The following is a 23830-nucleotide window of genomic DNA, read 5'->3' as shown; positions in this document are numbered from 1 at the left end:
CGTTCTTCAACTTCTTCAAGTCCTCGGCCGTGACGTTCAAGGTCGAAGGCCTGTACGTGAAGCTCGACCAGAACAACCGCAACGCCGGTGCCTTCGCCGTCAACAACGCGGGTGCTACCATCTTCACCAACAGCCCGGGCGTCGTCCTGGCCAGCGGTGGCCGTCAGGTCCGCGACACCGAGTTCGCCGTCGTCCGCGCCGGCCTGAACTACAAGTTCGGCTCGTACTAGGACCCGACCGGCGCCCCTCACCGGGCGCCACCGGCTCCACGAACCAGCGGGAAGCCCGGCCGGAAGGCCGGGCTTTTTCGTGCGTGGCATCCGACATGCCGATGCCATGCGAAGCCGGTAGGAGGCGCGGTTCTCAGGATTCAACGGAGCCGATGGATGACGCAGCCGACGCGAACCCGCTCGCAGGCGGCCGAGGCGGCCGAGGATGCCGGCTCCAACGCCAGCCCCAACGCCACCTTCGGCGACGTGGTCGCCGCGCGGTTCGACCGGCGCGATCTCCTGCGCGGTCTCCTCGGGGTCGGCGCCATCGCCGCCGTGGTGACGCCGCGGGCGCTCGCCGCCGGTGAGGCCCACGCCGCCCAGGGGCAGAACGGGGGCGCTTCCGCCCCGACGCGCTTCCCCTTCGCGGAAATCGAGGCCGGTTCGGACACGCACCACCACGTGGCGGCGGGACACGACGCCCAGATCCTCATCCGCTGGGGCGATCCTGTGCTGCCCGGAGCCCCGGCCTTCGACCCGCACAACCAATCGGCCGCCGCGCAAGCGCAGCAGTTCGGCTACAACAACGATTTCGTCGGCTACTTCCCCATGCCGGGCGCAGCCGACCCGGCCGCCCACGGCCTCCTGGTGGTCAATCACGAATACACCAACGAGGAACTCATGTTCCCCGGGCTGGGGCGCCAGGACATCAAGGGCGTGACTTTTGCCGGCATGACGAAGGATCTCGTCGAGATCGAGATGGCGGCCCATGGCGGCTCGGTCCTCGAGATCCGGCGCACGGACGGCCGATGGGCCGTGGTGCCGGATTCGAAGTACGCCCGCCGCATCACCGTGGCGACGCCGATGGTGCTCACCGGCCCCGCCGCGGGGTCCGAACGCCTGAAGACCGCCGCCGACCCCACGGGCCGCGCCGTCCATGGCATGATCAACAACTGCGCCGGCGGCACGACCCCGTGGGGCACGTGGCTCACCTGCGAGGAGAACATCAACTACTACTTTTCGGGGACGCTGCCGCAGGACTCGGCGGAGGCGAAGAACCACGTCCGTTTCAACCTGCCCAACACAGCCTACGCCTGGGGCCGGTTCCACGAGCGCTTCGACATCGGAAAAACCCCGCGCGAGCCCAACCGCTTCGGCTGGGTGGTGGAGATCGATCCGTTCGATCCGACCTCCACCCCGAAGAAGCGCACCGCCATGGGCCGGTTCAAGCACGAGGGCGCCGCCGGCATCGTCGCCAGGACAGGCCAATACGTCGTCTACCAGGGCGACGACGAGCGCTTCGACTACGTCTACAAGTTCGTCACCGCCGGCCGGGCCGACAGCGGCGACCGCGACCTTCTGGACAACGGCACGCTCCACGTCGCCCGCTTCGACGCCGATGGGCGCGGCACCTGGATGCCCCTGGTGTTCGGGCAGGGGCCGCTGACGCCGCAGAACGGATTCGCCAGCCAGGCCGACGTGCTCATCGGCGCGCGGCTCGCCGCCGATCATCTGGGCGCCACCAAGATGGATCGCCCCGAGGACGTCGAGGCCAACCCGAAGACCGGCAAGGTCTACGTGATGCTGACCAACAACGGGAAGCGCAAAGCCGATGGGGTCGACGCCGTGAACCCGCGCGCCGACAACCGCTTCGGCCACATCGTCGAGCTCACCCCCGACGACGGCGACCATGCGGCGACGGGTTTCGCCTGGGAGATCCTCGTCCGCTGCGGCGATCCCGCCATCGCCGCCGTCGGCGCCACCTTCTCGTCGGCCACCACGAAGGACGGCTGGTTCGGCATGCCGGACAATTGCGCCGTCGACGGGCAGGGGCGCCTCTGGGTCGCCACCGACGGCAACTCGGCCTCCCGCACGGGGCGGGCCGACGGCATCTGGGCCATGGAGACGGAGGGCCAAGGGCGCGGCACCGGCAAGCACTTCTTCCGCGTGCCGTGCGGCGCCGAGATGTGCGGGCCGTACTTCACCCCCGACGACACCACCTTCTTCGTCGCCGTGCAGCATCCGGGCGAGGCCGACGAGGACGATCCCAAGGCCGCCCCCGCCACCTTCGAGGCGCCGTCCACCCGCTGGCCGGATTTCGACCCGGCCCTGCCGCCGCGTCCCGCCGTGGTGGCGATCACGAAAAGCGCGGGCGGCCGCGTCGGGACCTGAGGCCGCGGGCCCCGCGATGCGAAACAGCGGTCCCGGGACCGTCAGCCCTTCTTAACCAACCCCGTCCCATGCAATGGGAGGAGTTCGTCCTGTCGGTGTGGGGTCGTACCCCGGCCCCACGGGGCGGAAGCCCCTTTCTGTTTCCGGTTTGTTCCGGTATGGTCGGAGGATGAAGGCGAATGCTGCACGGTCTCCCTCTGCGACCCGGCCTGCGAAGCCCGCGGCCGTGCCATCTCCCGCTCGGGGCGCTCCGGTGAGCGACCCCGCGCGCGACCTGTTCGTCGGTGGCAAGGCGCCGGCACCGAAGCCCGCCGAGCGGCGCAAGCTCGACGCTGCCATGGCGCCGCTGACCCCCGTTCCTTCGGCGGAGGCTGGCTACGACGCGTCCGCCATCGAGGTGCTGGAGGGGCTGGAGCCCGTGCGCCGCCGCCCCGGCATGTATATCGGCGGCACCGACGAGCGGGCGCTGCACCACCTCTTCGCCGAGGTGATCGACAATTCCATGGACGAGGCGGTGGCGGGGCACGCCAGCTTCATCGAGGTGGAACTCGAGGAGAGCGGCCACCTCGTGGTGACCGACAACGGCCGCGGCATCCCCGTGGACCCGCACCCGAAATACCCGACCAAGTCCGCCCTGGAGGTCATCATGACCGTCCTGCACGCGGGCGGTAAGTTCGATTCCAAGGTCTACGAGACCTCCGGCGGCCTGCACGGGGTGGGCATCTCCGTGGTCAACGCCCTGTCCGACGAGGTCGAGGTCGAGGTCGCCCGCGGCCAGACCCTCTATCGCCAGACCTTTTCGCGGGGCCACGTGCAGGGCCCCTTGGAGACGGTCGGCCGGGTCCAGAACCGGCGCGGCACCCGGGTGCGCTTCCACCCCGACCCGCAGATCTTCGGGGCGCTGAAGTTCGATCCCCGGCGCCTGTTCAAGATGGCGCGCTCCAAGGCCTACCTGTTCGGCGGCGTCGAGATCCGTTGGCGCTGCGCGCCGGCCCTGCTGGAGGGAATGGACGACGTGCCGGCCGAGACCGTGCACCGCTTCCCCGGGGGCCTGCGCGACTATCTCGCCCGCGATCTCGAGGGCAAGGAACTCGTCACCGACGCGATCTTTTCGGGCAAGATCACCAAGCCGGGCGGCCATGGCTCCCTCGAATGGGCTGTGGCCTGGATGGTCGTCGACGACGGCGTCTCGGCCTCCTACTGCAACACCATCCCCACCGCCGAGGGCGGCACCCACGAGAGCGGCCTACGCGTCGCCCTGCTGCGGGCGTTGCGCGAGCACGCCGAGCGGGTGAACCAAGCCAAACGCATGACGGCGGTGACCACGGACGACGTCATGGCGACCTGCGCCTCGATGCTGTCGGTGTTCATCCGCGAGCCGGAATTCCAGGGCCAGACCAAGGACAAGCTCGCCACGGTGGAAGCCTCGCGCATCGTCGAGACGGCGATCCGAGACGCGTTCGACCATTGGCTCGCCGCCTCGCCGGCCCAGGCCAACAAGCTCCTCGACTGGGTGATCGACCGGGCGGAGGAGCGCCTGCGCCGCCGCCAGGAGAAGGAGGTCGCGCGCAAATCCGCCACCCGCAAGCTGCGGCTGCCGGGCAAGCTCGCCGATTGCTCCAAGGCCGGCATGGCGGGCTCCGAGATCTTCATCGTCGAGGGCGACTCGGCGGGCGGCTCGGCCAAGCAGGCGCGCGACCGCGCCAGCCAGGCGATCCTGCCGTTGCGCGGCAAGATCCTCAACGTGGCGTCCGCCAGCCGCGACAAGCTCGGGGCCAACCAGCTCATCTCGGACCTGACCCAGGCGCTGGGCTGCGGCACCGGCAACGCCTTCCGCCTGGAGGACCTTCGCTACGAGAAGGTCATCATCATGACCGATGCCGACGTCGACGGCGCCCACATCGCCTCGCTGCTCATCACCTTCTTCTACCGGCAGATGCCCAAACTCATCGACAAGGGCCACCTCTACCTCGCGATCCCGCCGCTCTACCGCCTGACCCACGGCGCCAAGACGGCCTATGCCCGCGACGACGCCGACAAGGAACGGGTGATCAAGACCGTGTTCAAGGGCGCCAAGGTCGAGATCGGCCGCTTCAAGGGCCTCGGCGAGATGATGCCGGCGCAGCTGAAGGAGACCACCATGGACCCCAAGAAGCGCACGCTCCTGCGCGTCGGAGTCCTGGAGGACGCCCGCATCTCCACGGGGGACGCCGTGGAGCGCCTCATGGGCAACAAGCCCGAAGCCCGCTTCGCCTTCATCTCCGAGCGCGCGGCGTTCGCGGACGGCGCGGAACTGGATATCTGATCCGGCTCCGGGTCTCGAAGGGCGAGCCCTTCGCGGGTCCAGGGCTGGCCCTAGAATAGAAGTCAGGCTCTGCCCGACACCCGCCGAAGGGATGATCCCTTCGGAAACCCGAAAAGGATGCCGGATCAGGCCTTCTTGGCGGCGGCCTTGCGCGCGGTCGCGGGTTTCGCTGCCGCGGTCGCTGCTTTCTTGGCGGGTGCCTTCTTCGCGACGACCTTCTTCACCGGCTCCGCGTCGTCGCTCGTCGCCTTCGCGGCCGCTTTCTTGGCCGGCGCCTTCTTGGCGGTGGCCGACTTCGCCGCCGCCTTGCGAGCCGGCGCGCGCTTCTTCGACCCTCCGGCCGCCTCGCGGGCGGCGATGAGCTCCAGGGCCTGGGGCAGATCGATGTCCTCGGCTGCCAAGGTCTTCGGCAGGGTCGCGTTGGTGGTGCCGTCGGTGACGTAGGGGCCGTACTTGCCCGATTTCACCACGATGGGCTTGGCGGTCTCGGGGTGGTTGCCCAGCGCCCGGCCCGGATCGGCGGCGGGACCGCGCCGGCCGCCGCCTTGCTCCTTGGCGACGATGATGTCGATGGCGCGATTGGCCCCGATCTCCAGCACGTCGTCGTCGCGGCCGAGATTTGCGTACATCTTGCCGTGCTGCACGTAAGGTCCGAACCGGCCGAGATTGGCCAGGATCGGCTCGCCGGTCTCGGGGTGTCTGGCGACCTCGCGCGGCAGGGACAGCAGCTTGAGGGCCTTTTCCAGGTCCACGCTCGATGGGCTCAGGCCCTTCGGGATCGAGGAGCGCTTGGGCTTCGGGGCCTCCTTGTCGGGGGAGGCCTCGCCGAGCTGCACGAACGGGCCGAAGCGGCCGTCGCGCAGGGTCACGGCCATTCCCGAGACCGGATCGGTGCCGAGGACCCGGGTACCGGGCTGGCCACCGTTCTCCGACGAGCCGTCGCCGTCGCCCTCGACGCCGCTCGCGGCGAGCTGGCGGGTGTACTTGCACTCGGGGTAGTTCGAGCAGCCGACGAAGGCACCGAACTTGCCGAGCTTGAGCGAGAGCTGGCCGGCCCCGCAGGTCGGGCAGGTGCGCGGGTTCGAGCCGTCGGCCTTCTCGGGGAAGATGTGAGCGCCGAGCAGGTCGTTCAGCGCGTCGAGCACCTCCGTGACGCGCAGCTCCTTGGTGCCCGCGATGGCTGCGGAAAAATCCTTCCAGAAGTCGCGCAGCACCTCGCGCCAGTCGATCTCGGCATTCGAGACCCGGTCGAGCTGGCCCTCCAGATCGGCGGTGAAATCGTACTCGACGTAGCGCTTGAAGAAGCTCTCGAGGAAGCCCGTGACGAGGCGGCCCTTGTCCTCGGCCACCAGGCGCTTCTTCTCGATCTTGACGTATTCGCGGTCGCGCAGGGTCTGCAGGATCGCCGCGTAGGTCGAGGGCCGGCCGATGCCGAGCTCCTCCATGCGCTTGACGAGGCTGGCTTCGGAATAGCGCGGCGGCGGCTCGGTGAAGTGCTGGGTCGAGGCGATGCGCTCGCGCTTCAAGGGGTCGCCGGCCTTCATCGGCGGCAGGCGCTTGCCGTCCTCGTCCTCCTCGTCGTCCTTGCCCTCCTGGTAGAGGGTGAGGAAGCCGTCGAACTTGACGACTTGCCCGGTCGCCCTGAGGTCGAGCCTGCGCGGGCCCACCGAGGCGACGATGTCCACCGTGGTCCGCTCCAGCTCGGCCGATTCCATCTGGCTCGCCACCGTGCGGGTCCAGATGAGTTCGTAGAGCTTGGCCTGCTCGGCATCCACCGTGCGGGCCACGGTCTTCGGTAGCCGGCTCATATCGGTCGGGCGCACGGCCTCGTGGGCCTCCTGCGCGTTCTTGGCCTTGGTGCTGTACTTGCGCGGGACCCCCGGCAGGTAGCGCTCGCCGTATTCCTTGGCGATCACCTGCCGCGCGTCGGCGATGGCTTCCGGCGCCATGTCGACGCCGTCCGTCCGCATGTATGTGATGAGGCCCACCGTCTCGCCGCCGATCTCGACGCCCTCGTACAGCTTCTGAGCGGCCCGCATGGTCTGGGCCGGGGCCATGCCAAGCTTTCGCGAGGCCTCCTGCTGCAGGGTGGAGGTGGTGAAGGGCGGCGCCGGATGACGCTTTGCCGGCTTCGCTTCAACGGTCCCAACGGAAAACGTCGCGAGTTCGAGGTCGCGCTTGAACGCCGCCGCCTCCTCGCCGGTGCCGACGTCGAGGCGCTGGATCTTCTTGCCGTCCGCGCCCGTGAGCCGGGCCTCGAACACGGCGCCGGTCTCGGTCGTCAGGGTCGCGACGAGGGACCAGTACTCGCGCGGTTTGAACACCTCGATCTCGCGCTCGCGCTCGCAGACGAGGCGCAGGGCCACGGACTGGACGCGGCCGGCCGAGCGGGCACCGGGGAGCTTGCGCCACAGCACCGGCGAGAGGTTGAAGCCGACGAGGTAATCGAGGGCGCGCCGGGCCAGGTAGGCGTCGACCAGGGCCTGGTCGATCTGGCGCGGGTTGCGCATGGCGGTGTCCACCGCCGCCTTGGTGATGGCGTTGAAGGTCACCCGCTCCACGTGCATGCCCTTCAGGGCGCGCCGGGCGTTGAGCGCCTCGACCACGTGCCAGGAGATGGCCTCGCCCTCGCGATCCGGATCGGTCGCGAGAATCAGGCCGTCGGCGCCCTTCAGCGCCTTCACGATATCCGAGACTCGCTTCGACCCCCGGTCGTCGAGCTCCCACAGCATGTGGAAGTCCGCCTCCGGATCGACGGAGCCGTCCTTGGCCGGCAGATCGCGGATATGGCCGAACGAGGCGAGCACCTCGTAGTCGCGGCCGAGGTACTTGTTGATCGTCTTGGCCTTGGCCGGCGACTCGACGACGACAACTTTCATGGAGGGATTCCGAGCCTCTCGAGAGGGCCTCTTTTCCGCAACGAGCGGTTGAGCGCCCGAGGGCGCGTCGCCGATGCGGCAAGGCGGGCCGCCTCGCGGGGAGGGGGCCTTTTGCGGGGCATGAAGTGGGTTAACCCTCGGACGATGTCAAATGGGGACACTTTGCCGGTTGCGCCGGGTCCCCCGCTCGACCTTCGTCTTGCGGGCGCCGCGCACCCGCTGTAGCGCTGAGCCCCGTGATGACCAGCGCCCCGACTCCGCCCGGCTTCCCCCACCGCCACCTCCTCGGCATCGAGGGCCTGTCGCGTCCCGACATCGAGGCCCTGCTGGAGCGGGCCGATGCCGCCGTGGCGCTTTCCCGGCAGGTGGAGAAGAAGCGCACCACCCTGCGCGGCCGCACGCAGATCAACCTGTTCTTCGAGCCCTCGACCCGGACGCAGGCCTCGTTCGAGCTCGCCGGCAAGCGGCTGGGCGCCGACGTCATGAACATGTCGGTCGCCTCCTCCTCGGTGAAGAAGGGCGAGACCCTCATCGACACGGCCGCCACCCTCAACGCCATGCGGCCCGACATCATCGTGGTGCGCCACCACGCGGCGGGCGCCGTGCATCTCCTGGCCCGCAAGGTCGATTGCGCCGTGGTCAATGCCGGCGACGGCGCCCACGAGCACCCGACCCAGGCGCTCCTCGACGCCCTGACCATCCGCCGCAACAAGGGTCGGATCGAGGGCCTGACCGTGGCCATCTGCGGCGATGTTCTACATTCGCGCGTGGCGCGGTCCAACATCATCCTGCTCCAGGCCCTCGGCGCCCGGGTCCGGGTGATCGGTCCCTCGACCCTGCTGCCGACGGGCCTCGCCCGCTTCGGCGTCGACGTGTTCACCGACATGAGACGAGGGCTGGCGGGCGCCGACATCGTCATGATGCTGCGCCTTCAGCGCGAGCGCATGAACGGTTCCTTCGTGCCGAGCGTGAAGGAATACTTCCGCTATTTCGGCCTCGACGGCGACAAGCTGGCGCTCGCCGCCCCCGACGCCCTGGTGATGCATCCGGGGCCGATGAACCGCGGCGTCGAGATTTCCTCGGAGGTCGCCGACGGGGCGCAGTCCCTCATCCGCGAGCAGGTCGAGATGGGGGTGGCCGTGCGGATGGCCGTGCTCGAAGCTCTCGCGACGCACCTGCCGAACGCGTGAGTCCGATGTCCCATCCCCCTCTTCTCCTTACCAACGCCACCCTGTGCGATCCGGCCACCGGTCGGCAGTCGCCGGGCCACGTCCTCGTGCGCGACGGCCGCATCGCCGATGTCGTCTGGGGCGCCGCCCCGGCCGCCCCCGAGGGCGTCGAGGTCATCGACTGCGCCGGGCATGTGTTGAGCCCCGGCCTCATCGACATGCGCGCCTTCGTCGGCGAGCCGGGCGCCGAGCACCGCGAGACCCTGGCCTCCGCCAGCGCGGCGGCCGCCGCCGGCGGCGTCACCACCCTCGTGTGCATGCCCGACACCAACCCGGTCATCGACGGGCCGCCCATCGTCGATTTCGTCCTGCGCCGCGCCCGCGACACGGCCTGCGTCAACGTCCTGCCGGCCGCTGCCATCACCAAGGGCCTCGCGGGCCGCGAGATGACCGAGTTCGGCCTGTTGCAGGAAGCCGGTGCGGTCGCCTTCACCGACGGGCTCAAGGCCGTCACCAACGCTCAGGTCCTGCGCCGGGCCCTCACCTATGCCCGGGATTTCGACGCGCTGATCATGCAGCACGTCGAGGAGCCCGACCTCGTCGGCGAAGGCGTGATGAACGAGGGCGAGATGGCCTCCCGGCTCGGGCTCGTGGGCATCCCGCGCGAGGCCGAGACGGTGATGCTGGAGCGCGACCTCCGCCTCGTGCGCCTCACGGGCGCCCGCTACCACGCCGCCATGATCTCGTGCGCCGATTCCGTCGAGATCGTGCGCCGGGCCAAGCACGACGGCCTGCCCGTCACCTGCGGGGCGTCGATCAACAACCTCGTCCTCAACGAGGGCGATATCGGCCATTACCGCACCTTCTGCCGGCTCTCGCCCCCCTTGCGTCACGAGACCGACCGCCTTGCCCTGGTGGCGGCCCTGAACGAGGGCGTGGTCGACGTGATCGTGTCCGACCACAACCCGCAGGATGTCGAGACCAAGCGCCTGCCCTTCGCCGAGGCCGCCGACGGCGCGCTCGGCATCGAGACCCTGCTCGGCGCCGCCCTGCGCCTCGTCCACACGGGCGACATCGCCCTGCCGCGCCTGCTCGCCGCGCTGACGGCGCATCCGGCCAGGATTCTCGGGCGCGAGGCCGGGCGCCTCACCGTGGGCGCCCCCGCCGACTTCGCGCTGATCGATCCGGACGTGCCCTACATCCTCGACAAGCGCAGCCTGAAGTCGCGCTCCAAGAACTCGCCCTTCGACGAGGCGCGCCTGCAGGGTGCCGCCATGCTCACCGTCGTCGGCGGGCGCGTCGTGTTTCGCGACCGGAGCTTCGCGTGACTTACGCCGAGGCCGCTTCCCTGCCGATGCTGTTGGCGGGGTTGGCCGGGGGCTACGCCCTCGGCTCGATCCCGTTCGGTCTGATCTTTACCCGCATGGCTGGGTTGGGCGACGTGCGCGCCATCGGGTCGGGCAATATCGGCGCCACCAATGTCCTGCGCACGGGCCGGAAGGGGCTGGCCGCCGCGACACTCCTGGGTGACGCCCTCAAGGGCACGGTGGCCGTGCTCATCGCCTTACGCTTCAACCTGGAGCCGGCCCTGGCGGCGGGGCTCGGGGCCTTCCTCGGCCACCTCTTTCCGGTCTGGCTCGGTTTCAAGGGCGGCAAGGGGGTCGCGACCTTTCTGGGCGTGCTTCTGGCCCTCAGCCCGGTGGGGCTTCTCGCCTTCGCGGCGATCTGGCTCGGCCTCGCCTTCGGCCTGCGCTACTCGTCGCTCGCGGCGCTCGCCGCCTCGGCCGCGACGCCCGTCGTCCTGTGGGCCCTGGGACAGCCGGGGGTTGCATGGCTCTTCCTCCTGCTCGCGGCCCTGCTATGGTGGAAGCACGCGCCCAACATCCGCCGGCTCCTCGCCGGCACCGAGGGGCGCATCGGGCAGAAGGGCTGAGGCTGTCGCCCGACCTGGCCAACGGGGAAGGGCGATGCAACTCAACGATGCCCAGCGCCTCGACTGGCTCCGCCTCATCCGGTCCGAGGGCATCGGCCCGCGCACCTTCCGCACCCTGATCAACCGCTTCGGCGGGGCCGGCGCCGCCCTGGAGGCGTTACCGAACATCACCGGCCGCACCGGCCGGCGCGTCGTTCCGCCGACGCGGAGCCAGGCCGAGGCCGAACTCGCGGCGGCGGCGCGAATCGGCGCCCGCCTCGTGGCGCTCGGCGAGGACAACTACCCGAAGCTGCTCCAGGCGGCGGATTCCGCTCCGCCGCTCCTGGCCGTGCGGGGCGATCCGGCCATCCTGAACCGGCCGGCGGTGGCCATCGTCGGCTCGCGCAACGCCTCGGCCGCCGGCCTGAACATCACCGAGCGACTCGCCCGCGACCTCGGCACGGCCGGCCTCGTGGTGATCTCGGGGCTGGCGCGCGGCATCGACGCCCGCGCCCACAAGGCCGCCGTCATTTCCGGCACCGTGGCGGTGCTGGCGGGCGGTCACGACCGGATCTATCCGGCCAACCACGCCGCCCTCGTCGAGGCGATCCTGGAGGCGGGCGGGGCCGTGGTCGCCGAGATGCCCATGGGCTGGGAGCCGCGCGGGCGCGATTTCCCCCGGCGCAACCGCATCATCTCCGGCCTGAGTCTGGGCACCGTCGTGGTCGAGGCGGCGCGGCGCTCGGGCTCCCTCATCACCGCGCGCTTCGCCCTGGAGCAGGGCAGGGAGGTCTTCGCCGTGCCGGGCTCGCCCCTCGATCCACGCGCCGAGGGCACCAACGACCTCATCCGCCAGGGCGCCACCCTGGTGTCGGAGGCCGCCCACGTCCTCGAGGCGGTGGCCCCCCTCGTCGAGCGCGACGCCACCGGCGCCGACCCCCTCGCCCGCGACCGGCCCGATCTCGCCGACGCGCCGATCTTCTGGGACGAACTCGACGTCGACGGGATCGTGCTGCCGATGCCGACGGAAGCCTTCGACCCGCCCGAGCCCACGGACGACCGCGCCCGGCTCATCGGACTGCTCAGCCCGACGCCCATCGGCACCGACGACCTCGCCCGCGCCGCGGGCCTCAGCGTGCGCGTGGTCCAGACGACCCTGCTCGAACTGGAGCTCGACGGGCGCATCGAGCGGCACGGGAGTGGGGCGGTGTCGCTGGTGGGATGACGCCCTTCATCGCAGATAAATGACGCTGTAGAGGGTGCGCCGCAGTTCGTCCTCCCGCAGCCAGACCCGGCCGTTGTCGCAGCGTTCCCGGATGCCCGCCCGCATCCGGGCGCAATACTCGCCGGTGTTGTCCTGGACGAGGTACTGGCACGCGCCCGCCGCCTTGCGCCGGCCGATGACGGCGCTGGAATGGTCGGCGGCGAGATCCGGGTCCTTCGGGTCGCGGTCCTGCAGGATGTACCAGCTGTAGCCGATGGTCGGCGCGCGGCCATGGTCGAGGGCGTAGTCGACCCGGGCCAGCATGCGGGTGATGTCACGGCGCGACGGCGGCCGGCCCGCCTCCAGCATCGCCATGAAGTCGAGCTGGTTGGCGGCGACCCGCGTCGAGACCGGCAACAGGGGCACGGGCAGGGGCACCCGGCGGCACAGGGTCTCGACCCGCCGCAGCCACGCATCGTTGAAGGCGTCCGCCCGCTGAGAGCGGAGTTTGCCCACCGTCGCGCCGACGCGGCGCGGGCACTGGTTCGGCGCGCGGAGGTAAGCGCTGTAGCGCAGGGCCGCGTAGGTGGGGGCGAAATGCGCGTAGCCCTCGTGCGAGGGCAGATCGCGCTCCTCGCAGAGGCCGCCGAGGTTGTAGAGCAGGGCGGCGGCATCCTCCTCGCCGCCCTCGATCTTGTCGAAATAGGGCTGCAGGCCCGGGTTGCCGATGGGATTGATGTCGGCGGCGTTCCGGCCCCAGGCGATGTCGGCCCGGTAGGCCGGATGGGCCTTCAGATGTGCGCGCAGGGCCGGATCGGTCAGGGATTCGAGCCGGGCCGGATCGGCGAAGTAGAACTTGCTCGCGACATCCAGCGGCGACACGGCCCGGCCGACGCGCTGGGAGATCATGTCGGCGGTGGCATAGGCAAAGCAGATGGCGCTGTCGCCCTGCCCGACGGGAATCTCGGCGGGTTTGGGCGAGATCAGGGTGCCGCCCGGAAGCCGGTGGGTGCCGGGCGGCATGGCGATCAGCGCCGGGGCGCAAGCCGCGTTGCGCACGTAACGCGGCTTGGCGGGCAGGATGCGCGGATCGACGCCCTGCGCCGGTGCGGCCGATCCCGCCGTGAGAAGCAGGAGCAGCGCGCCACACGCCGCGTGGACGCGTCGCCCGGTCGCCGCCCGGTCGATCCCCCGCTCGCTCATGCTCGGCCCATCCTTCAGATTGTCCGCTAAAGCATCGGTCCGCACAGGGAAATCCGGATCTCTGCAAAAGCCTGCGAAGCACGGATCATCCGGTTCGGATGGTTGCGTGCGGTTCGACACGTCATGCCGGGCCTCGGCTTCCTATCTTGAGACCAGTCAGAAAGAAACGAGCCGGATTGTCGGTTCGACCTGCAAGGGAACTTAATCATCCAAATGAAGACCCGTATCGCCGCCATCGCCACTGCTCTCGTGCTCGGCGTTGCTCCGATCTCGTCTGCCATGGCATTCGAAAACACCGCGCGTTACACCGCGTTCACCCCCTACGACGTCGAGACGACGGGATCGGTCTACGCTCCGTCCCGCGTGCCGGTCTATGGCGGGTGCCCCATGAGTTCGGCCGCCGAAGGCAACGCCAACCAGCAGAACTTCCCCGTGATGCAGTACGGCCAGACCTCTGGCGGCAACCGTTGCTGATCCGGACAGTCGAGGCAACACCGATGGTCCTGAAGGGCTTTTCCTACGCGATGATCGGCGCCTTCGCGGGCGGCCTGGTCTTCACCATCGTCGGCGCATCCCAGGCGATGCTCAGCCTGTAACGACGCGGTCCAATCGACGACATGGAATTCCGAAGATGGGCGGCGGGGCGAAGGCTCCGCCGCTTTCGCGTGCGGGCGCGAAACTCACGCGTCGCCATCCTCACGCGTCCTCCGCCGCTTCCTCCTCCAGGACACCCCGCATCTGATCCAGGCAGCCCTGGAGGATGTAGGCCGCCGCCAGCATATCGACGACATCGCCGCGCTTGGCCCGCGAGGCATCGGCGGCGATGAGGGCGCGGGTGACGGCGGCAGTGGACAGGCGCTCGTCGCAGAACAGCACCGGCAGGTCGAGGAGCGGCTTGAGATTGCGCACGAAGGAGCGGGTGGATTGCACCCGCGGGCCCTCGCTGCCGTCCATGTTGAGGGGCAGGCCCATGACGAGGCCGCCGACCCCGTGGGTCTCGCAGAGCTGGCGCAGGCGGGCGACATCGGGGGTGAACTTCACCCGGCGGATGGTCTCGAGGGGCGAGGCGATCTGGCGACCGACATCCGACAGGGCGAGCCCGATGGTCTTGGTGCCCAGATCGATGCCGATGAGTCGGCGCCCGCCCCGCGACGCCTCCGCGAAGGCGCGGATCTCGGCCTCGGTCATATCTGTCGTTCTCCGGTGATCCGCTTGGTCCTGATCGATCCGTGGCCGAGTGGCAATCCGGGCGTCGCAGACCCTCCAGGCGTCGCAGACCCTCCGGGCGTCGCAGACCCTCCGAGTGCCGCGGGGCGGCTCAATGCGTGGCGGGGGCCGGATCGTCGCCCGCGAAGGTCGAGGGCAGGGGGGCCGCAGCCATCCCGAGGATGCCGCGCACGGCCGGGCTCTGCATCCGCCGCAGGAGATCGCCGAGATCGGCCCCGCCGAAGCGGACGGATTCGAGGTCGGCGCCCATCACCCAGATCTCGTATTCGGACCGGTCCGGGACGACGTCCCAGAACAGGAACTCGCCGGCCTCCGAGCGGCCGAAGAAGCAGGCCCGCTCCACCACGGACGGGTCGTCGCCCTCCACCTCGAAGCCGTGATCCGGCCGGTCGACCAGGACCGCGCCGATGCTGCGGGCCATGAGTTCCGAGCCGGCGACGAGATCGGTTTCCGGATCGGGACCGGGCGTCAGGATGCGGAGATGTCCGGCGGCGAGGCCGGCCCCCCAGCGTCGGCAGAAGTCCCGGTAGGAGGCGGGCAGGGGAAAGCCCAGCTCGGCCTCGGCGCGTGCGAGATCCGCCTCCCCCGAGACCGGTCCGGCCACGCCGTGCGCGAACACCGTTTCCCACATGTCCTCGTCTCCGCCCGCGTTAAGGTTAAGAATACGTAACCCTGGCCTTGCCGGGATCGCCTCGTTCATAGCATCGTTAACGATGCGTTAATGCCGTGGGTGCCGCGTATGAATCGATTCCGAACGATCCCTCCCGCCATGGCGGGCGGCCGCCTCGCCAGGACCGGCGGCCGGCTTGCGATGCCGTTCCGGCACAAGCTGATGTTGCTCCTGGCCGTCGAGCTCGTCGCCATCGGCTTCCAGCAGGCCGAGCGCAACCCCTATCGCCCCGGGATCACCGTCGAGGTTCCCGACCGCTCCGGACACGTCATTACCTGAGCGACCGTCACCCGAGACTCCCGAAAGCCCCCCGCAGAACCCCCGGCGTTGCGAGCGCGCGAAGGCGGGTGCTATAGCCCGGCCATCCTTCGTCGCGGCCCCATCGGGGCCTGACGCATCCTCCTGGGGGCTCAAGGCAGCATGTCGGTCGACGCAACGACGGTGAGGCGCATCGCGCATCTGGCGCGCATCGCGGTGAGCGAGGACGAGGTCGCGCCGCTCCAGGGCGAACTCAACGCGATCCTGGCCTTCGTCGAGCAGCTCGGCGCCGTTGATGTCACCGGCGTCGAGCCGATGACGTCCGTGACCCCCATGGCGATGAAGAAGCGCACCGATACGGTGACCGACGGGGGTCACGCGGCCGACATCGTCTTCAACGCCCCCGAGACCGAGGACAATTACTTTCTGGTTCCGAAGGTGGTCGAGTAGCGCGGGTCGCGCCGACCCCTTTTGCAATCGCAGACTTGCCGGATCGTTCGGCGCCGGTGACGGCGACGGGATTCCCGGGCACCGAGGACTGAACGCCCATGACCACCCTGAACGAACTCACCCTGGCGGACGCTCGCGACGGGCTGAAGGCCAAGGACTTCTCCGCCACCGATCTCGCCCGGGCGCACCTTGCCGCCATGGAGAAGGCGCGCGGCCTCAACGCCTACATCCTGGAGACGCCCGAGCGCGCGCTCGCCATGGCGGAGGTGGCCGACACCAAGATCGCCGCCGGCGAGGCCCGCCCCCTGGAGGGCATTCCCCTCGGGATCAAGGACCTGTTCTGCACCCACGGGGTGACCACCACCGCCGGCTCGAAGATCCTCGAAGGCTTCCAGCCGCATTACGAATCGGCCGTGACCCACAACCTCTGGCGCGACGGCGCCGTGATGCTGGGCAAGCTCAACCTCGACGAGTTCGCCATGGGCTCGTCCAACGAGACCTCCGCCTACGGCGACGCGGTCTCGCCCTGGCGCCGGAACGGTTCGGACACGAAGCTCGTGCCGGGCGGCTCGTCGGGCGGGTCCGCCGCGGCGGTCGCCGCGCACCTGTGCCTCGGCGCCACCGCCACGGACACCGGCGGCTCCATCCGCCAGCCCGCCGCCTTTACCGGCACGGTCGGCATCAAGCCGACCTACGGGCGCTGCTCGCGCTGGGGCACCGTGGCCTACGCCTCGTCGCTCGATCAGGCCGGCCCCATCGCCCGCACGGTGCGCGACTGCGCCATCCTGCTCGGCTCGATGGCCGGTCAGGACGCCCGCGACACCACCTGCGCCGACCTCCCCGTGCCGGACTTCGAGGCAGCGGTGGCGCGGGGCGTGAAGGGCCTCACCATCGGCATTCCGAAGGAGTACCGGGTGGAGGGCATGTCCGCCGAAATCCAGGCGCTCTGGGACAAGGGCGCGGCGATGCTGAAGGACGCGGGCGCCACGGTTCGCGAGATCTCCCTGCCGCATACCCAGTACGCCCTGCCGGCCTACTACATCGTGGCGCCTGCCGAGGCCTCCTCGAATCTGGCCCGCTACGACGGCGTGCGCTACGGCCTGCGCGTCCCCGGCAAGGACATTGCCGGGATGTACGAGAACACCCGCGCGGCGGGCTTCGGCCGCGAGGTGAAGCGCCGGATCATGATCGGCACCTACGTGCTCTCGGCGGGCTATTACGACGCCTATTACGTCCGCGCCCAGAAGATCCGCACCCTGATCAAGCGCGATTTCGAAGAAGCCTACGCGTCGGGTATCGACGCGATCCTCACCCCCGCCACGCCGTCCGCCGCCTTCGGTCTGGGCGAGAAGGGCTCGGGCGACCCCGTCGAGATGTACCTGCAGGACGTGTTCACCATCACGGTGAACATGGCGGGCCTGCCCGGCCTTTCGGTGCCGGCGGGACTCGATGCGCAGGGACTGCCCCTCGGCCTCCAGCTCATCGGCCGGCCTTTCGACGAGGAGACCCTGTTCGCCGCAGCCCAGGTGATCGAGACCGCCGCCGGGCGCACGAAGCTGCCGGCCGCGTGGTGGGCATGAAAGCGCGGCCATGACCGTTCCGGTTTATGTCTTCAACGACTGGATCTGGGCCGCGTTCGATCCCGTTCTGATCGCCATCGCCCTGGTCATGGGCTGGAAGTCGGATCAGTTCGTGAAGGTCATCCTCGTGTCGCTGATGGCCTTCTCGGTCTCGGTGCTGGTGTCGTGGGGTGTCACGGCCATCGGCATCCCCTGGCCGGCTCCGGTGAGCCACGACGGACCGACCTTCTTCCCGATCCGCTGGATCGCCGGATTCCTGTGGGGCACCCTGGGCTTCCTGGCGCACCTGCTCTATCGCCTGCGCGCTTGACCGCGCCGGACGGCACTTTCACCCTTCCGGCGCTCACCCGCGCTCCGCAACGCTGAACCTGGGCCATCATGACCGCCTCCGTGAACCCAAAAAAGCTCATCAAGGGCGGCCTGCACGACTGGGAGGTCGTGATCGGCATGGAGATCCATGCCCAGGTCACGAGCCGCTCCAAGCTGTTCTCCGGCGCCTCGACGGAATTCGGGGCCGAGCCCAACGACCACGTCTCCCTGGTGGATGCGGCCATGCCGGGCATGCTGCCCGTCATCAACGAGGAATGCGTCGCCCAGGCCGTGCGCACCGGCCTCGGGCTGAAGGCGCAAATCAACCACCGCTCGGTATTCGACAGAAAAAACTACTTCTACCCGGACCTGCCGCAGGGCTACCAGATCTCCCAGTTCAAGGACCCCATCGTCGGCGAGGGCACGGTGCTGGTCGATCTCGTGGACGGCGAGTCGATCACGGTCGGCATCGAGCGCCTGCACCTGGAGCAGGACGCGGGCAAATCCCTGCACGACCAGAACCCGACCCAGAGCTTCGTCGATCTCAACCGTTCGGGCGTCGCCCTCATGGAGATTGTCTCGCGGCCGGATCTGCGCTCGTCGGAGGAGGCGCGCGCCTACGTGACCAAGCTGCGCACCATCCTGCGGTATCTCGGCACCTGCGACGGCGACATGGAGAAGGGGTCCCTGCGCGCCGACGTAAACGTGTCCGTGCGCCTGCCCGGCGACCCGCTCGGCACCCGCTGCGAGATCAAGAACGTCAACTCGATCCGCTTCATCGGCCAGGCCATCGAGGTCGAGGCGCGGCGCCAGATCGCGATCATCGAGGATGGCGGCACCATCTCGCAGGAAACGCGGCTGTTCGATCCGGGCAAGGGCGAGACCCGCTCCATGCGCTCCAAGGAAGAGGCGCACGATTACCGCTACTTCCCCGATCCCGACCTGCTGCCACTCGAATTCGATCAGGCCTACGTGGATCGCCTCGCCGAGGGCCTGCCCGAGCTGCCCGACGCCAAGAAGGCGCGCTTCATCGCCGATTACGGCCTGAGCCCCTACGATGCCGGCGTGCTCATCGCCGAGCGGTCGTCGGCCGACTATTACGAGGTGGTAGCCAAGGGGCGCGACGGCAAGGCGGCCGCCAACTGGGTGATCAACGAGCTGTTCGGCCGCCTCAACAAGGAGGGCCGGGACATCGAGTCGAGCCCGGTCTCGGCCGATCAGCTCGGCGCCGTGGTCGACCTCATCGGTGAGGGCGTGATCTCCGGCAAGATTGCCAAGGACCTGTTCGAGATCGTGTGGACCGAGGGCGGCGACCCGCGCGCGCTCGTCGAATCGCGCGGCCTGAAGCAGGTCACCGACACCGGTGCCATCGAGACGGCCATCGACGCCATCATCGCCCAGAACCCCGACAAGGTGAGCCAAGCGCGTGAGAAGCCGACCCTGCTCGGCTGGTTCGTTGGCCAGACCATGAAGGCCACGGGCGGCAAAGCCAACCCGGCGGCGGTGAACGCCCTGCTGAAGGCCAAGCTCGGCATCGAGTAGGGGGGCATCTACCGTCACGGGGAATGACGTGGTGCGCCGGACAACCGCTTTCACGGTCGGCCGTCTCGGCCCGGACGACGCGGCGGCTTTCCGCACCGTGCGTCTCGATGGTCTCGCCCGGCACCCGGAGGCGTTCGGCGCGTCATGGGAGGTGGAATCCGAACAGCCACTCGCGTGGTTCGCCGCGACCCTTGAGGGCCAAGCCGTATTCGGCGCCTGGAGCTGGGAGGGCGAATTGATCGGAGTTGCCGCACTCTACGTGCCCGAGGCGCCCAAGCTCCGCCACAAGGGCACTTTGTGGGGCGTCTTCGTCAGCCCGGACGCACGCGGCGACGGCGTTGGCACGGCGCTCATCGCGGCCGTGATGGCTCACGCGGAGACTTGCGTGGACGATGTAGGGCTGTCCGTGGGGGCCGCCAATTCGGAGGCCGTCCGGCGCTACGAAGCCGCCGGTTTCATGCGGTACGGACTTGAGCCGCGCGTTCTGAGGATCAGTGATGTCTTCTACGACGAAGTCTTGATGAGCTTGAGTCTCAACCGCCGAGGCTGAGCAAAGGAATCCGGCGGCGGAAGCGGTCGAGATGGGGCATTTCGCGTGTTCGAAGTCGTGCCGTAAAGGCCGCTTCTGCGCCCCGGTGACCGCTTCCGTCCCGTGATTCGCGTCTTAGCCGCTCAGATCCGGATCGAATTAGGCTCGGATCGTCGCTGCAGCGTACTGCTGGGGTGGAGTCATACTCGTCTCCCGCGATTCGGTTGGCCGCAATCGAACGTTAAACGTCGTTTTCGGTAACCTCGTTGCTTGGCTTGTGCTTCCGCTGCGAAGCACAAGGACAGACTGCGACTGTCGGGGGAGGGCGTCAACCCCCTATTTGCCGGCTTCGTCGAAAGTCTCCTGCCAAGATCAACGGCGGGGTGAAAATGCCATTTCGCGCCAGGGAGTTGGCCTCGGTCCACATGCCGCACCCAAGCGGGTTCGCGCCGGCAAGCCGACGCTTCACCCCGTTTGGCGCTTTGGCGGGCCGCAGGTTCTCGACGCAGAACCGGTGACTGCTTTTTCGCGAGCCGCTCAGCTCATGGCCCCGGCGCGGGCCCCGCCGCGCCGAAAAAGCGCCGGCGCAGGGCCGTCCACCACTTGCGCCCGTGGTCGCCGGCCTCGCCCACGGAGACCGTGGCGGTCATGCCGGCCACCAGGGTCACACCCTCGGGCACGCTCTCGATGCGGATGCGCACGGGCACGCGCTGGGCGAGGCGCACCCAGGTGTAGACGGGATCGACGCTGGGCAGTCCCTGCGTGCTCGGCGCCGCGTTGGCGATGCTGATGCCGAGCGTGATGCTCTCGACCCGGCCGCGGATGAGGGGATCGTAGCCGAGCAGCTCGGCCGAGACGGTGTCGCCCACATGGATATGGGCCATCTTCGTCTCCTCGAAGTAGCCGTCGATCCAGAACGAATCCGTATCGATCACCGCGATGTTGACGGTGCCGGTGGTGGCGTAGTCGCCGACCCGCAGGAGCAGGTTGGTGACCCGGCCGTTCACGGGCGCGCGCACCTCCGTGCGGGTGCGGTTGATCTTGGCCTGGGACAGCTGCGCCTTGGCCGAGGCGAGGGCGGCCTCGGCGATCTTGGCGGTGCCGGCGAATTGCTGCTTCTCCTCGACGGAGGTCGAGAGGGTGGTGAGGGCCTCGCGCCGCGCAGCCTGGGTGCGCTTGACCTGAAGGTCGGCCTCTCGATTGTCCATCTCGGCTTCAGCCGACGCGATGGCGACGTCGAAGTCGAACGGGTCGATGACGTAGAGTACGTCGCCCTTGCTGACCGCCTGGTTGTCGGTGACCCTCAATTCGGCGATCTGGCCCGAGACCTGCGGGGCCACGCTCGCCACCTGCACGCGCACCCGGCCGTCGCGGGTCCAGGGCGCCGTGACGTAGAACTGCCAGACCAGGGCGGCCGCGACGAAGGCGCAGGCCAGGATCACGCCGGTGGCGAGCAGGCGCAGCACGCGCCGAGGGCGGCGAACCTTTTTCGACGCCTTGTTCGAAGCTTTCGCCGGCTGCGCCGCCCGGTCGGCATCCTGGTGCGCATCCTGGCCGTGGCGGGCATCTTGGGATTCGTCGGACATCGTCAGAGAAACACGATCAGGAGGGCGAGGATGCAGACGTAGAGGCCGGCCTCCGCCAGCGGCGGATTGGCGACGTAGCGGCTGAAGCGGAGGCGGTTGAAGACGACGCGCAGGAGCATCAGGATCGCCAGGGCGCCGGCGGCGTAGGCGACGAAGGGTGAGACGAGGACGCCGCCGAAGTCGAGGTCCGAACGCATCAGGCGGCCTTCAGTCCGAGGCGGCGCAGGAACCGCCCCTGTGTGGCGGCGACGTTGGCGAGGGTGGCAAGATCGCTCGCAGCCCGGGCGATGGCCAGACGCGTGGTCCGTTCCGTGCCGGGCCCGGCGGCCAGGAGCGCGCTGGCCGACGCCGTGATGGCCCGCCGGTCCACGGCCATGATCGCCTGCCGGGCCGCCTCGGCTTCCTGTGCAAGGGCGGGATCGTCCGACAGGTCCCGCAATTGTGCGTGGGCGCGGGCGGCCGCCGCCTCCATCCGGGCGAGGTCGAAGGCCCGGTCGAGGCTCGCCGTCCGCACGGCGCCGCTCCGCGAACTCCATTGCGCGAACTGGAGCAGGCGGTCGCTGTTGAGGCTGGTCCGGGTGGTGGCGTCGCCGCCTTCGCCCGCGAGGGCATCGATGAGGGCGCGCCGCGCCGAATCGAGGGCGAAGGCCCGGTGTTGCGAGGCCGAGATCGGCAGCACCACCCGCACGGTGACGAACAGGATGAGGGCCGCCACCACCACCAACAGGGCGTTGGAGAGGAAGGTCTGCGGGTCGTAGGTCTGCGGGTTGGAGGGTGAGAGCAGGACGGGGAAGAACACCAGCAGGATGAAGCCGACGCCGAAGGTCGGCGGGTTGAGGCTGAGGAAGCAGGCTGTGAACACCACGGGCGCGATGGCGATGGCGAGCAGCGGAAAGCCCTGCACCCCGGCGAGCAGCCCGAACAGCACGATCCCGGCGCAGAGGGCGGCGAGCGGCATGCCGATGAGCACGCCCCGGGCGAACGCCTTCGGGTCCGGCGTGATGGAGGAGAGCGCGCAGGTGGCGGCCACCTGTACCAGGGCGAAGGAGGTGGCCGGCCAGCCCGCGAAGATGAGCAGGAGGGCCGTCGTCCCGAAGGCGATGCCGACGCGCGCCGCCCCCCGCAGGGAAACGGGAAAATCGCGGTGGGTCGGCAGGGGCACGTCGCGTAGGGGGCGGTCGCCGGTGGCGAGCGACTCGGCGCCGTCCTGGGCAAAGGCGGCGTTCCGGGCGAAATCGACGGCGCGCTGCAGGGCCAGGATCTCGCCGAGGCTGGCGCCGCCCCGGCCCACACGATCCGCGAGACCGTCCCGCAGACGCTCGGCCGCCCGGAGGGCCGCCTCCCGTGAGCCGTCGCGGGTGAGGTCGAGGCACAGGGCGCGGGCCTCCGCCACGGCGGGGCCGTCCGCGCGGTCTGCGGCCGCCGTGAAAGCGCGGGCGGAGGCCGCCATCGCGTAGAGGGCCGCGATGGCGCTGCGGGCGCCGGCGGCCCGGTTGGGGCCGTCGTCGAGCTCGCCCGCGATGGCGCTGGCGTCGCCGCGCATGACCGCGATGCGGCGGATGAGGGCGCCCGTCCGCTCCGATCCGGGATCGCCCGTCGCGAAGGTGTCGCGGGCGAAGGCCCGGGTGGCCTCGATCGCGCCGTCGAGTGGCGTGCGCAACGCACGCCAGGTGCTGGGGGACGCGAGCGCGTCGTTGATGAAGGTGATGGCGACGATGCCGATGGTGATCGCCGCCACCCGGTCCACGGCGGCACCGAACACGTCCTGCGGCGCGTCGATATGCGCGATGGCGATGATCGCCACGGTGTAGCCCGACAGCATCGCCCCGTAGGCCCGCGTGTCCTGCAGGAAGTGGGCGGTGAAGACGCACAGCATCAGCCAGGTCGTGAACGACACCAGCAGCAGCACCCGGTCCTGCCCGAACAGGGCGATGAGCACGATGGCCACCACGGCGCCGACCAGGGTGCCGACGAAGCGGTAGAGGGCCTTCGACAGGGCCTGTCCGCGCTTGGGCTGGGCCAGGATCGCCACGCAGACCATGGCCGACGAAGCGCCCGAGAGCTGAAGCCAGAACGCGGCGTAGAGGGCCAGTACCATGGCGAGCCAGATCCGCAGGGCGAAGGCCCAGGCGGAGGGGGCCGGCACCACCCGGTCGGCGAAGGCGAGGCTGCGGTCGATGAGGGAGGGCGCACCCCGCGCCGTCTCGCTCATGCCGTGGGCGGCCCGGCCGGCGCGGTCGCGTCGAGGGAGCGCCCTGCGACCCGGGCCTGCCACAGGCACAGGAGCGGCGTGACGGCGAGCTCCACGACGAGCGCCGCCATCATGGTCAGGGAGGGCAGGCCGGTCAGCGCGAGGCCGAGGAGCCGGGCGAGGCCGCCCAGCGCCACCACCAGGGTGAGGAAGCGGAACAGTCCGGTCTTGGCCTCGATCCCCGGCACACAGGTCCAGAACAGGATGCCGATGCCCATGTGGAGGCCCGACAGGTAACGGTAATGGCTGTCGGCGGAGACATCGACGAGGCCGCCCGCGCTGCCGAGGCCGAATACGACGCCGTAGAGACCCGACGTGACGGGCACGAGGGCGACGGCCGCCACCACCCGCTGCAACGCCTGCCGTTCCCGCATC

21 protein-coding genes and 1 pseudogene are annotated in these 23830 nt (G+C 69.6%); 14 read left to right on the top strand and 8 right to left on the bottom strand.

Annotated elements, in window-relative coordinates; all coding sequences use genetic code 11:
• The 3 genes and pseudogenes from MKK49_RS02485 to parE all read left to right on the top strand — a co-directional run.
• Positions 1-230 (top strand): annotated as a pseudogene (locus MKK49_RS02485) (porin family protein); the annotation flags it as partial.
• 156 nt (positions 231-386) lie between these two features.
• A complete protein-coding gene (locus tag MKK49_RS02480) occupies positions 387-2381 on the top strand; it encodes a PhoX family protein (RefSeq protein ID WP_244026476.1) in 1995 nt (664 codons plus the stop codon).
• A gap of 253 nt (positions 2382-2634) precedes the next feature.
• The gene (gene parE, locus MKK49_RS02475) at positions 2635-4686 is read left to right on the top strand and encodes a DNA topoisomerase IV subunit B (protein WP_244026475.1); all 2052 of its coding nucleotides are present in this window, start codon (positions 2635-2637) and stop codon (positions 4684-4686) included.
• Positions 4687-4811: 125 nt separating this feature from the next.
• Here parE and topA read toward each other — a convergent pair whose 3' ends face one another.
• Positions 4812-7565 (bottom strand): type I DNA topoisomerase, encoded by a 2754-nt coding sequence (gene topA, locus MKK49_RS02470; RefSeq protein ID WP_244026474.1) that lies wholly within the window; start codon positions 7563-7565, stop codon positions 4812-4814.
• 239 nt (positions 7566-7804) lie between these two features.
• Here topA and MKK49_RS02465 point away from each other — a divergent pair, with 239 nt between their 5' ends.
• Genes MKK49_RS02465 through dprA form a run of 4 tightly spaced genes read left to right on the top strand, consistent with a single transcriptional unit; the run spans position 7805 to position 11871 of the window.
• Positions 7805-8755 carry an aspartate carbamoyltransferase catalytic subunit gene (locus tag MKK49_RS02465; protein WP_244026473.1) on the top strand — a complete coding sequence of 317 codons (951 nt, stop codon included), beginning with the start codon at positions 7805-7807 and terminating at the stop codon, positions 8753-8755.
• Positions 8756-8760: 5 nt separating this feature from the next.
• On the top strand, positions 8761-10062 hold the full coding sequence (locus tag MKK49_RS02460; RefSeq protein WP_244026472.1) for a dihydroorotase: 1302 nt from the start codon (positions 8761-8763) through the stop codon (positions 10060-10062).
• 26 nt (positions 10063-10088) lie between these two features.
• A complete protein-coding gene (plsY, locus tag MKK49_RS02455; protein WP_279595284.1) occupies positions 10089-10667 on the top strand; it encodes a glycerol-3-phosphate 1-O-acyltransferase PlsY in 579 nt (192 codons plus the stop codon).
• Positions 10668-10701: 34 nt separating this feature from the next.
• Positions 10702-11871: a DNA-processing protein DprA gene (gene dprA, locus MKK49_RS02450; protein WP_244026470.1), complete on the top strand. Its 1170-nt coding sequence runs from the start codon at positions 10702-10704 to the stop codon at positions 11869-11871.
• A gap of 6 nt (positions 11872-11877) precedes the next feature.
• Here the strand turns inward: dprA and MKK49_RS02445 are convergent, their stop codons facing one another.
• A complete protein-coding gene (locus MKK49_RS02445; protein ID WP_244026469.1) occupies positions 11878-13053 on the bottom strand; it encodes a hypothetical protein in 1176 nt (391 codons plus the stop codon).
• A 213-nt stretch (positions 13054-13266) separates the two neighbouring features.
• On the opposite strand from MKK49_RS02445, the gene MKK49_RS02440 reads away from it, so the two are divergent.
• Entirely contained in the window at positions 13267-13527 is a 261-nt protein-coding gene (locus MKK49_RS02440; RefSeq protein WP_244026468.1) for a hypothetical protein, read from the top strand.
• A gap of 222 nt (positions 13528-13749) precedes the next feature.
• Here MKK49_RS02440 and ruvX read toward each other — a convergent pair whose 3' ends face one another.
• Both ruvX and MKK49_RS02430 read right to left on the bottom strand, forming a co-directional pair.
• Positions 13750-14241 (bottom strand): Holliday junction resolvase RuvX, encoded by a 492-nt coding sequence (ruvX, locus tag MKK49_RS02435; protein ID WP_244026467.1) that lies wholly within the window; start codon positions 14239-14241, stop codon positions 13750-13752.
• Positions 14242-14371: 130 nt separating this feature from the next.
• Positions 14372-14911: an SMI1/KNR4 family protein gene (locus MKK49_RS02430; protein WP_244026466.1), complete on the bottom strand. Its 540-nt coding sequence runs from the start codon at positions 14909-14911 to the stop codon at positions 14372-14374.
• 138 nt (positions 14912-15049) lie between these two features.
• On the opposite strand from MKK49_RS02430, the gene MKK49_RS02425 reads away from it, so the two are divergent.
• The 6 genes from MKK49_RS02425 (at position 15050) to MKK49_RS02400 (ending at position 19639) form a co-directional block, all read left to right on the top strand.
• Positions 15050-15229 (top strand): hypothetical protein, encoded by a 180-nt coding sequence (locus tag MKK49_RS02425; protein WP_244026465.1) that lies wholly within the window; start codon positions 15050-15052, stop codon positions 15227-15229.
• Positions 15230-15370: 141 nt separating this feature from the next.
• Complete coding sequence (gene gatC / locus MKK49_RS02420) at positions 15371-15658, top strand: Asp-tRNA(Asn)/Glu-tRNA(Gln) amidotransferase subunit GatC (protein WP_244026464.1); 288 nt, start codon at positions 15371-15373, stop codon at positions 15656-15658.
• Between the two features lie 98 nt (positions 15659-15756).
• Positions 15757-17238 (top strand): Asp-tRNA(Asn)/Glu-tRNA(Gln) amidotransferase subunit GatA, encoded by a 1482-nt coding sequence (gatA, locus tag MKK49_RS02415; protein WP_244026463.1) that lies wholly within the window; start codon positions 15757-15759, stop codon positions 17236-17238.
• A gap of 10 nt (positions 17239-17248) precedes the next feature.
• Positions 17249-17548, top strand: coding sequence for a hypothetical protein (locus tag MKK49_RS02410; RefSeq protein ID WP_244026462.1), 300 nt, complete (start codon positions 17249-17251; stop codon positions 17546-17548).
• A gap of 68 nt (positions 17549-17616) precedes the next feature.
• Positions 17617-19089, top strand: coding sequence for an Asp-tRNA(Asn)/Glu-tRNA(Gln) amidotransferase subunit GatB (gene gatB, locus MKK49_RS02405; RefSeq protein WP_244026461.1), 1473 nt, complete (start codon positions 17617-17619; stop codon positions 19087-19089).
• A gap of 31 nt (positions 19090-19120) precedes the next feature.
• Positions 19121-19639 carry a GNAT family N-acetyltransferase gene (locus MKK49_RS02400; protein ID WP_244026460.1) on the top strand — a complete coding sequence of 173 codons (519 nt, stop codon included), beginning with the start codon at positions 19121-19123 and terminating at the stop codon, positions 19637-19639.
• A 521-nt stretch (positions 19640-20160) separates the two neighbouring features.
• Here the strand turns inward: MKK49_RS02400 and MKK49_RS02395 are convergent.
• The 4 genes from MKK49_RS02395 to MKK49_RS02380 are packed head-to-tail and all read right to left on the bottom strand — an operon-like array spanning position 20161 to position 23829.
• Complete coding sequence (locus MKK49_RS02395) at positions 20161-21204, bottom strand: efflux RND transporter periplasmic adaptor subunit (protein ID WP_244026459.1); 1044 nt, start codon at positions 21202-21204, stop codon at positions 20161-20163.
• A gap of 2 nt (positions 21205-21206) precedes the next feature.
• Positions 21207-21401, bottom strand: a complete 195-nt coding sequence (locus MKK49_RS02390; RefSeq protein ID WP_244026458.1) for a DUF1656 domain-containing protein — start codon at positions 21399-21401, stop codon at positions 21207-21209.
• A complete protein-coding gene (locus MKK49_RS02385) occupies positions 21401-23416 on the bottom strand; it encodes an FUSC family protein (RefSeq protein ID WP_244026457.1) in 2016 nt (671 codons plus the stop codon). Before MKK49_RS02385 ends, MKK49_RS02390 begins: the two co-directional genes overlap by 1 nt.
• Complete coding sequence (locus tag MKK49_RS02380) at positions 23413-23829, bottom strand: DUF4345 domain-containing protein (protein ID WP_244026456.1); 417 nt, start codon at positions 23827-23829, stop codon at positions 23413-23415. Before MKK49_RS02380 ends, MKK49_RS02385 begins: the two co-directional genes overlap by 4 nt.
• Position 23830 lies beyond the last annotated feature (1 nt).

The organism is Methylobacterium sp. J-090 (assembly GCF_022829345.1).
Lineage (GTDB): Bacteria > Pseudomonadota > Alphaproteobacteria > Rhizobiales > Beijerinckiaceae > Methylobacterium.
Note: the sequence above shows the minus strand (reverse complement) of the source record. Positions and strands in the feature narration are given on the sequence as shown.

Bases quoted from the DNA above. Each gene is read 5' to 3' on its own strand.
- MKK49_RS02395 (WP_244026459.1), bottom strand. From the start codon at position 21,204: ATGTCCGACGAATCCCAAGATGCCCGCCACGGCCAGGATGCGCACCAG.
- MKK49_RS02385 (WP_244026457.1), bottom strand. From the start codon at position 23,416: ATGAGCGAGACGGCGCGGGGTGCGCCCTCCCTCATCGACCGCAGCCTC.
- MKK49_RS02425 (WP_244026465.1), top strand. From the start codon at position 15,050: ATGGCGGGCGGCCGCCTCGCCAGGACCGGCGGCCGGCTTGCGATGCCG.
- gatB (WP_244026461.1), top strand. From the start codon at position 17,617: ATGACCGCCTCCGTGAACCCAAAAAAGCTCATCAAGGGCGGCCTGCAC.
- MKK49_RS02460 (WP_244026472.1), top strand. From the start codon at position 8,761: ATGTCCCATCCCCCTCTTCTCCTTACCAACGCCACCCTGTGCGATCCG.
- MKK49_RS02440 (WP_244026468.1), top strand. From the start codon at position 13,267: ATGAAGACCCGTATCGCCGCCATCGCCACTGCTCTCGTGCTCGGCGTT.
- MKK49_RS02380 (WP_244026456.1), bottom strand. From the start codon at position 23,829: ATGCGGGAACGGCAGGCGTTGCAGCGGGTGGTGGCGGCCGTCGCCCTC.
- MKK49_RS02410 (WP_244026462.1), top strand. From the start codon at position 17,249: ATGACCGTTCCGGTTTATGTCTTCAACGACTGGATCTGGGCCGCGTTC.
- MKK49_RS02465 (WP_244026473.1), top strand. From the start codon at position 7,805: ATGACCAGCGCCCCGACTCCGCCCGGCTTCCCCCACCGCCACCTCCTC.
- ruvX (WP_244026467.1), bottom strand. From the start codon at position 14,241: ATGACCGAGGCCGAGATCCGCGCCTTCGCGGAGGCGTCGCGGGGCGGG.
- dprA (WP_244026470.1), top strand. From the start codon at position 10,702: ATGCAACTCAACGATGCCCAGCGCCTCGACTGGCTCCGCCTCATCCGG.
- gatC (WP_244026464.1), top strand. From the start codon at position 15,371: ATGTCGGTCGACGCAACGACGGTGAGGCGCATCGCGCATCTGGCGCGC.
- gatA (WP_244026463.1), top strand. From the start codon at position 15,757: ATGACCACCCTGAACGAACTCACCCTGGCGGACGCTCGCGACGGGCTG.
- topA (WP_244026474.1), bottom strand. From the start codon at position 7,565: ATGAAAGTTGTCGTCGTCGAGTCGCCGGCCAAGGCCAAGACGATCAAC.
- MKK49_RS02480 (WP_244026476.1), top strand. From the start codon at position 387: ATGACGCAGCCGACGCGAACCCGCTCGCAGGCGGCCGAGGCGGCCGAG.
- plsY (WP_279595284.1), top strand. From the start codon at position 10,089: ATGCTGTTGGCGGGGTTGGCCGGGGGCTACGCCCTCGGCTCGATCCCG.
- MKK49_RS02430 (WP_244026466.1), bottom strand. From the start codon at position 14,911: ATGTGGGAAACGGTGTTCGCGCACGGCGTGGCCGGACCGGTCTCGGGG.
- MKK49_RS02390 (WP_244026458.1), bottom strand. From the start codon at position 21,401: ATGCGTTCGGACCTCGACTTCGGCGGCGTCCTCGTCTCACCCTTCGTC.
- MKK49_RS02445 (WP_244026469.1), bottom strand. From the start codon at position 13,053: ATGAGCGAGCGGGGGATCGACCGGGCGGCGACCGGGCGACGCGTCCAC.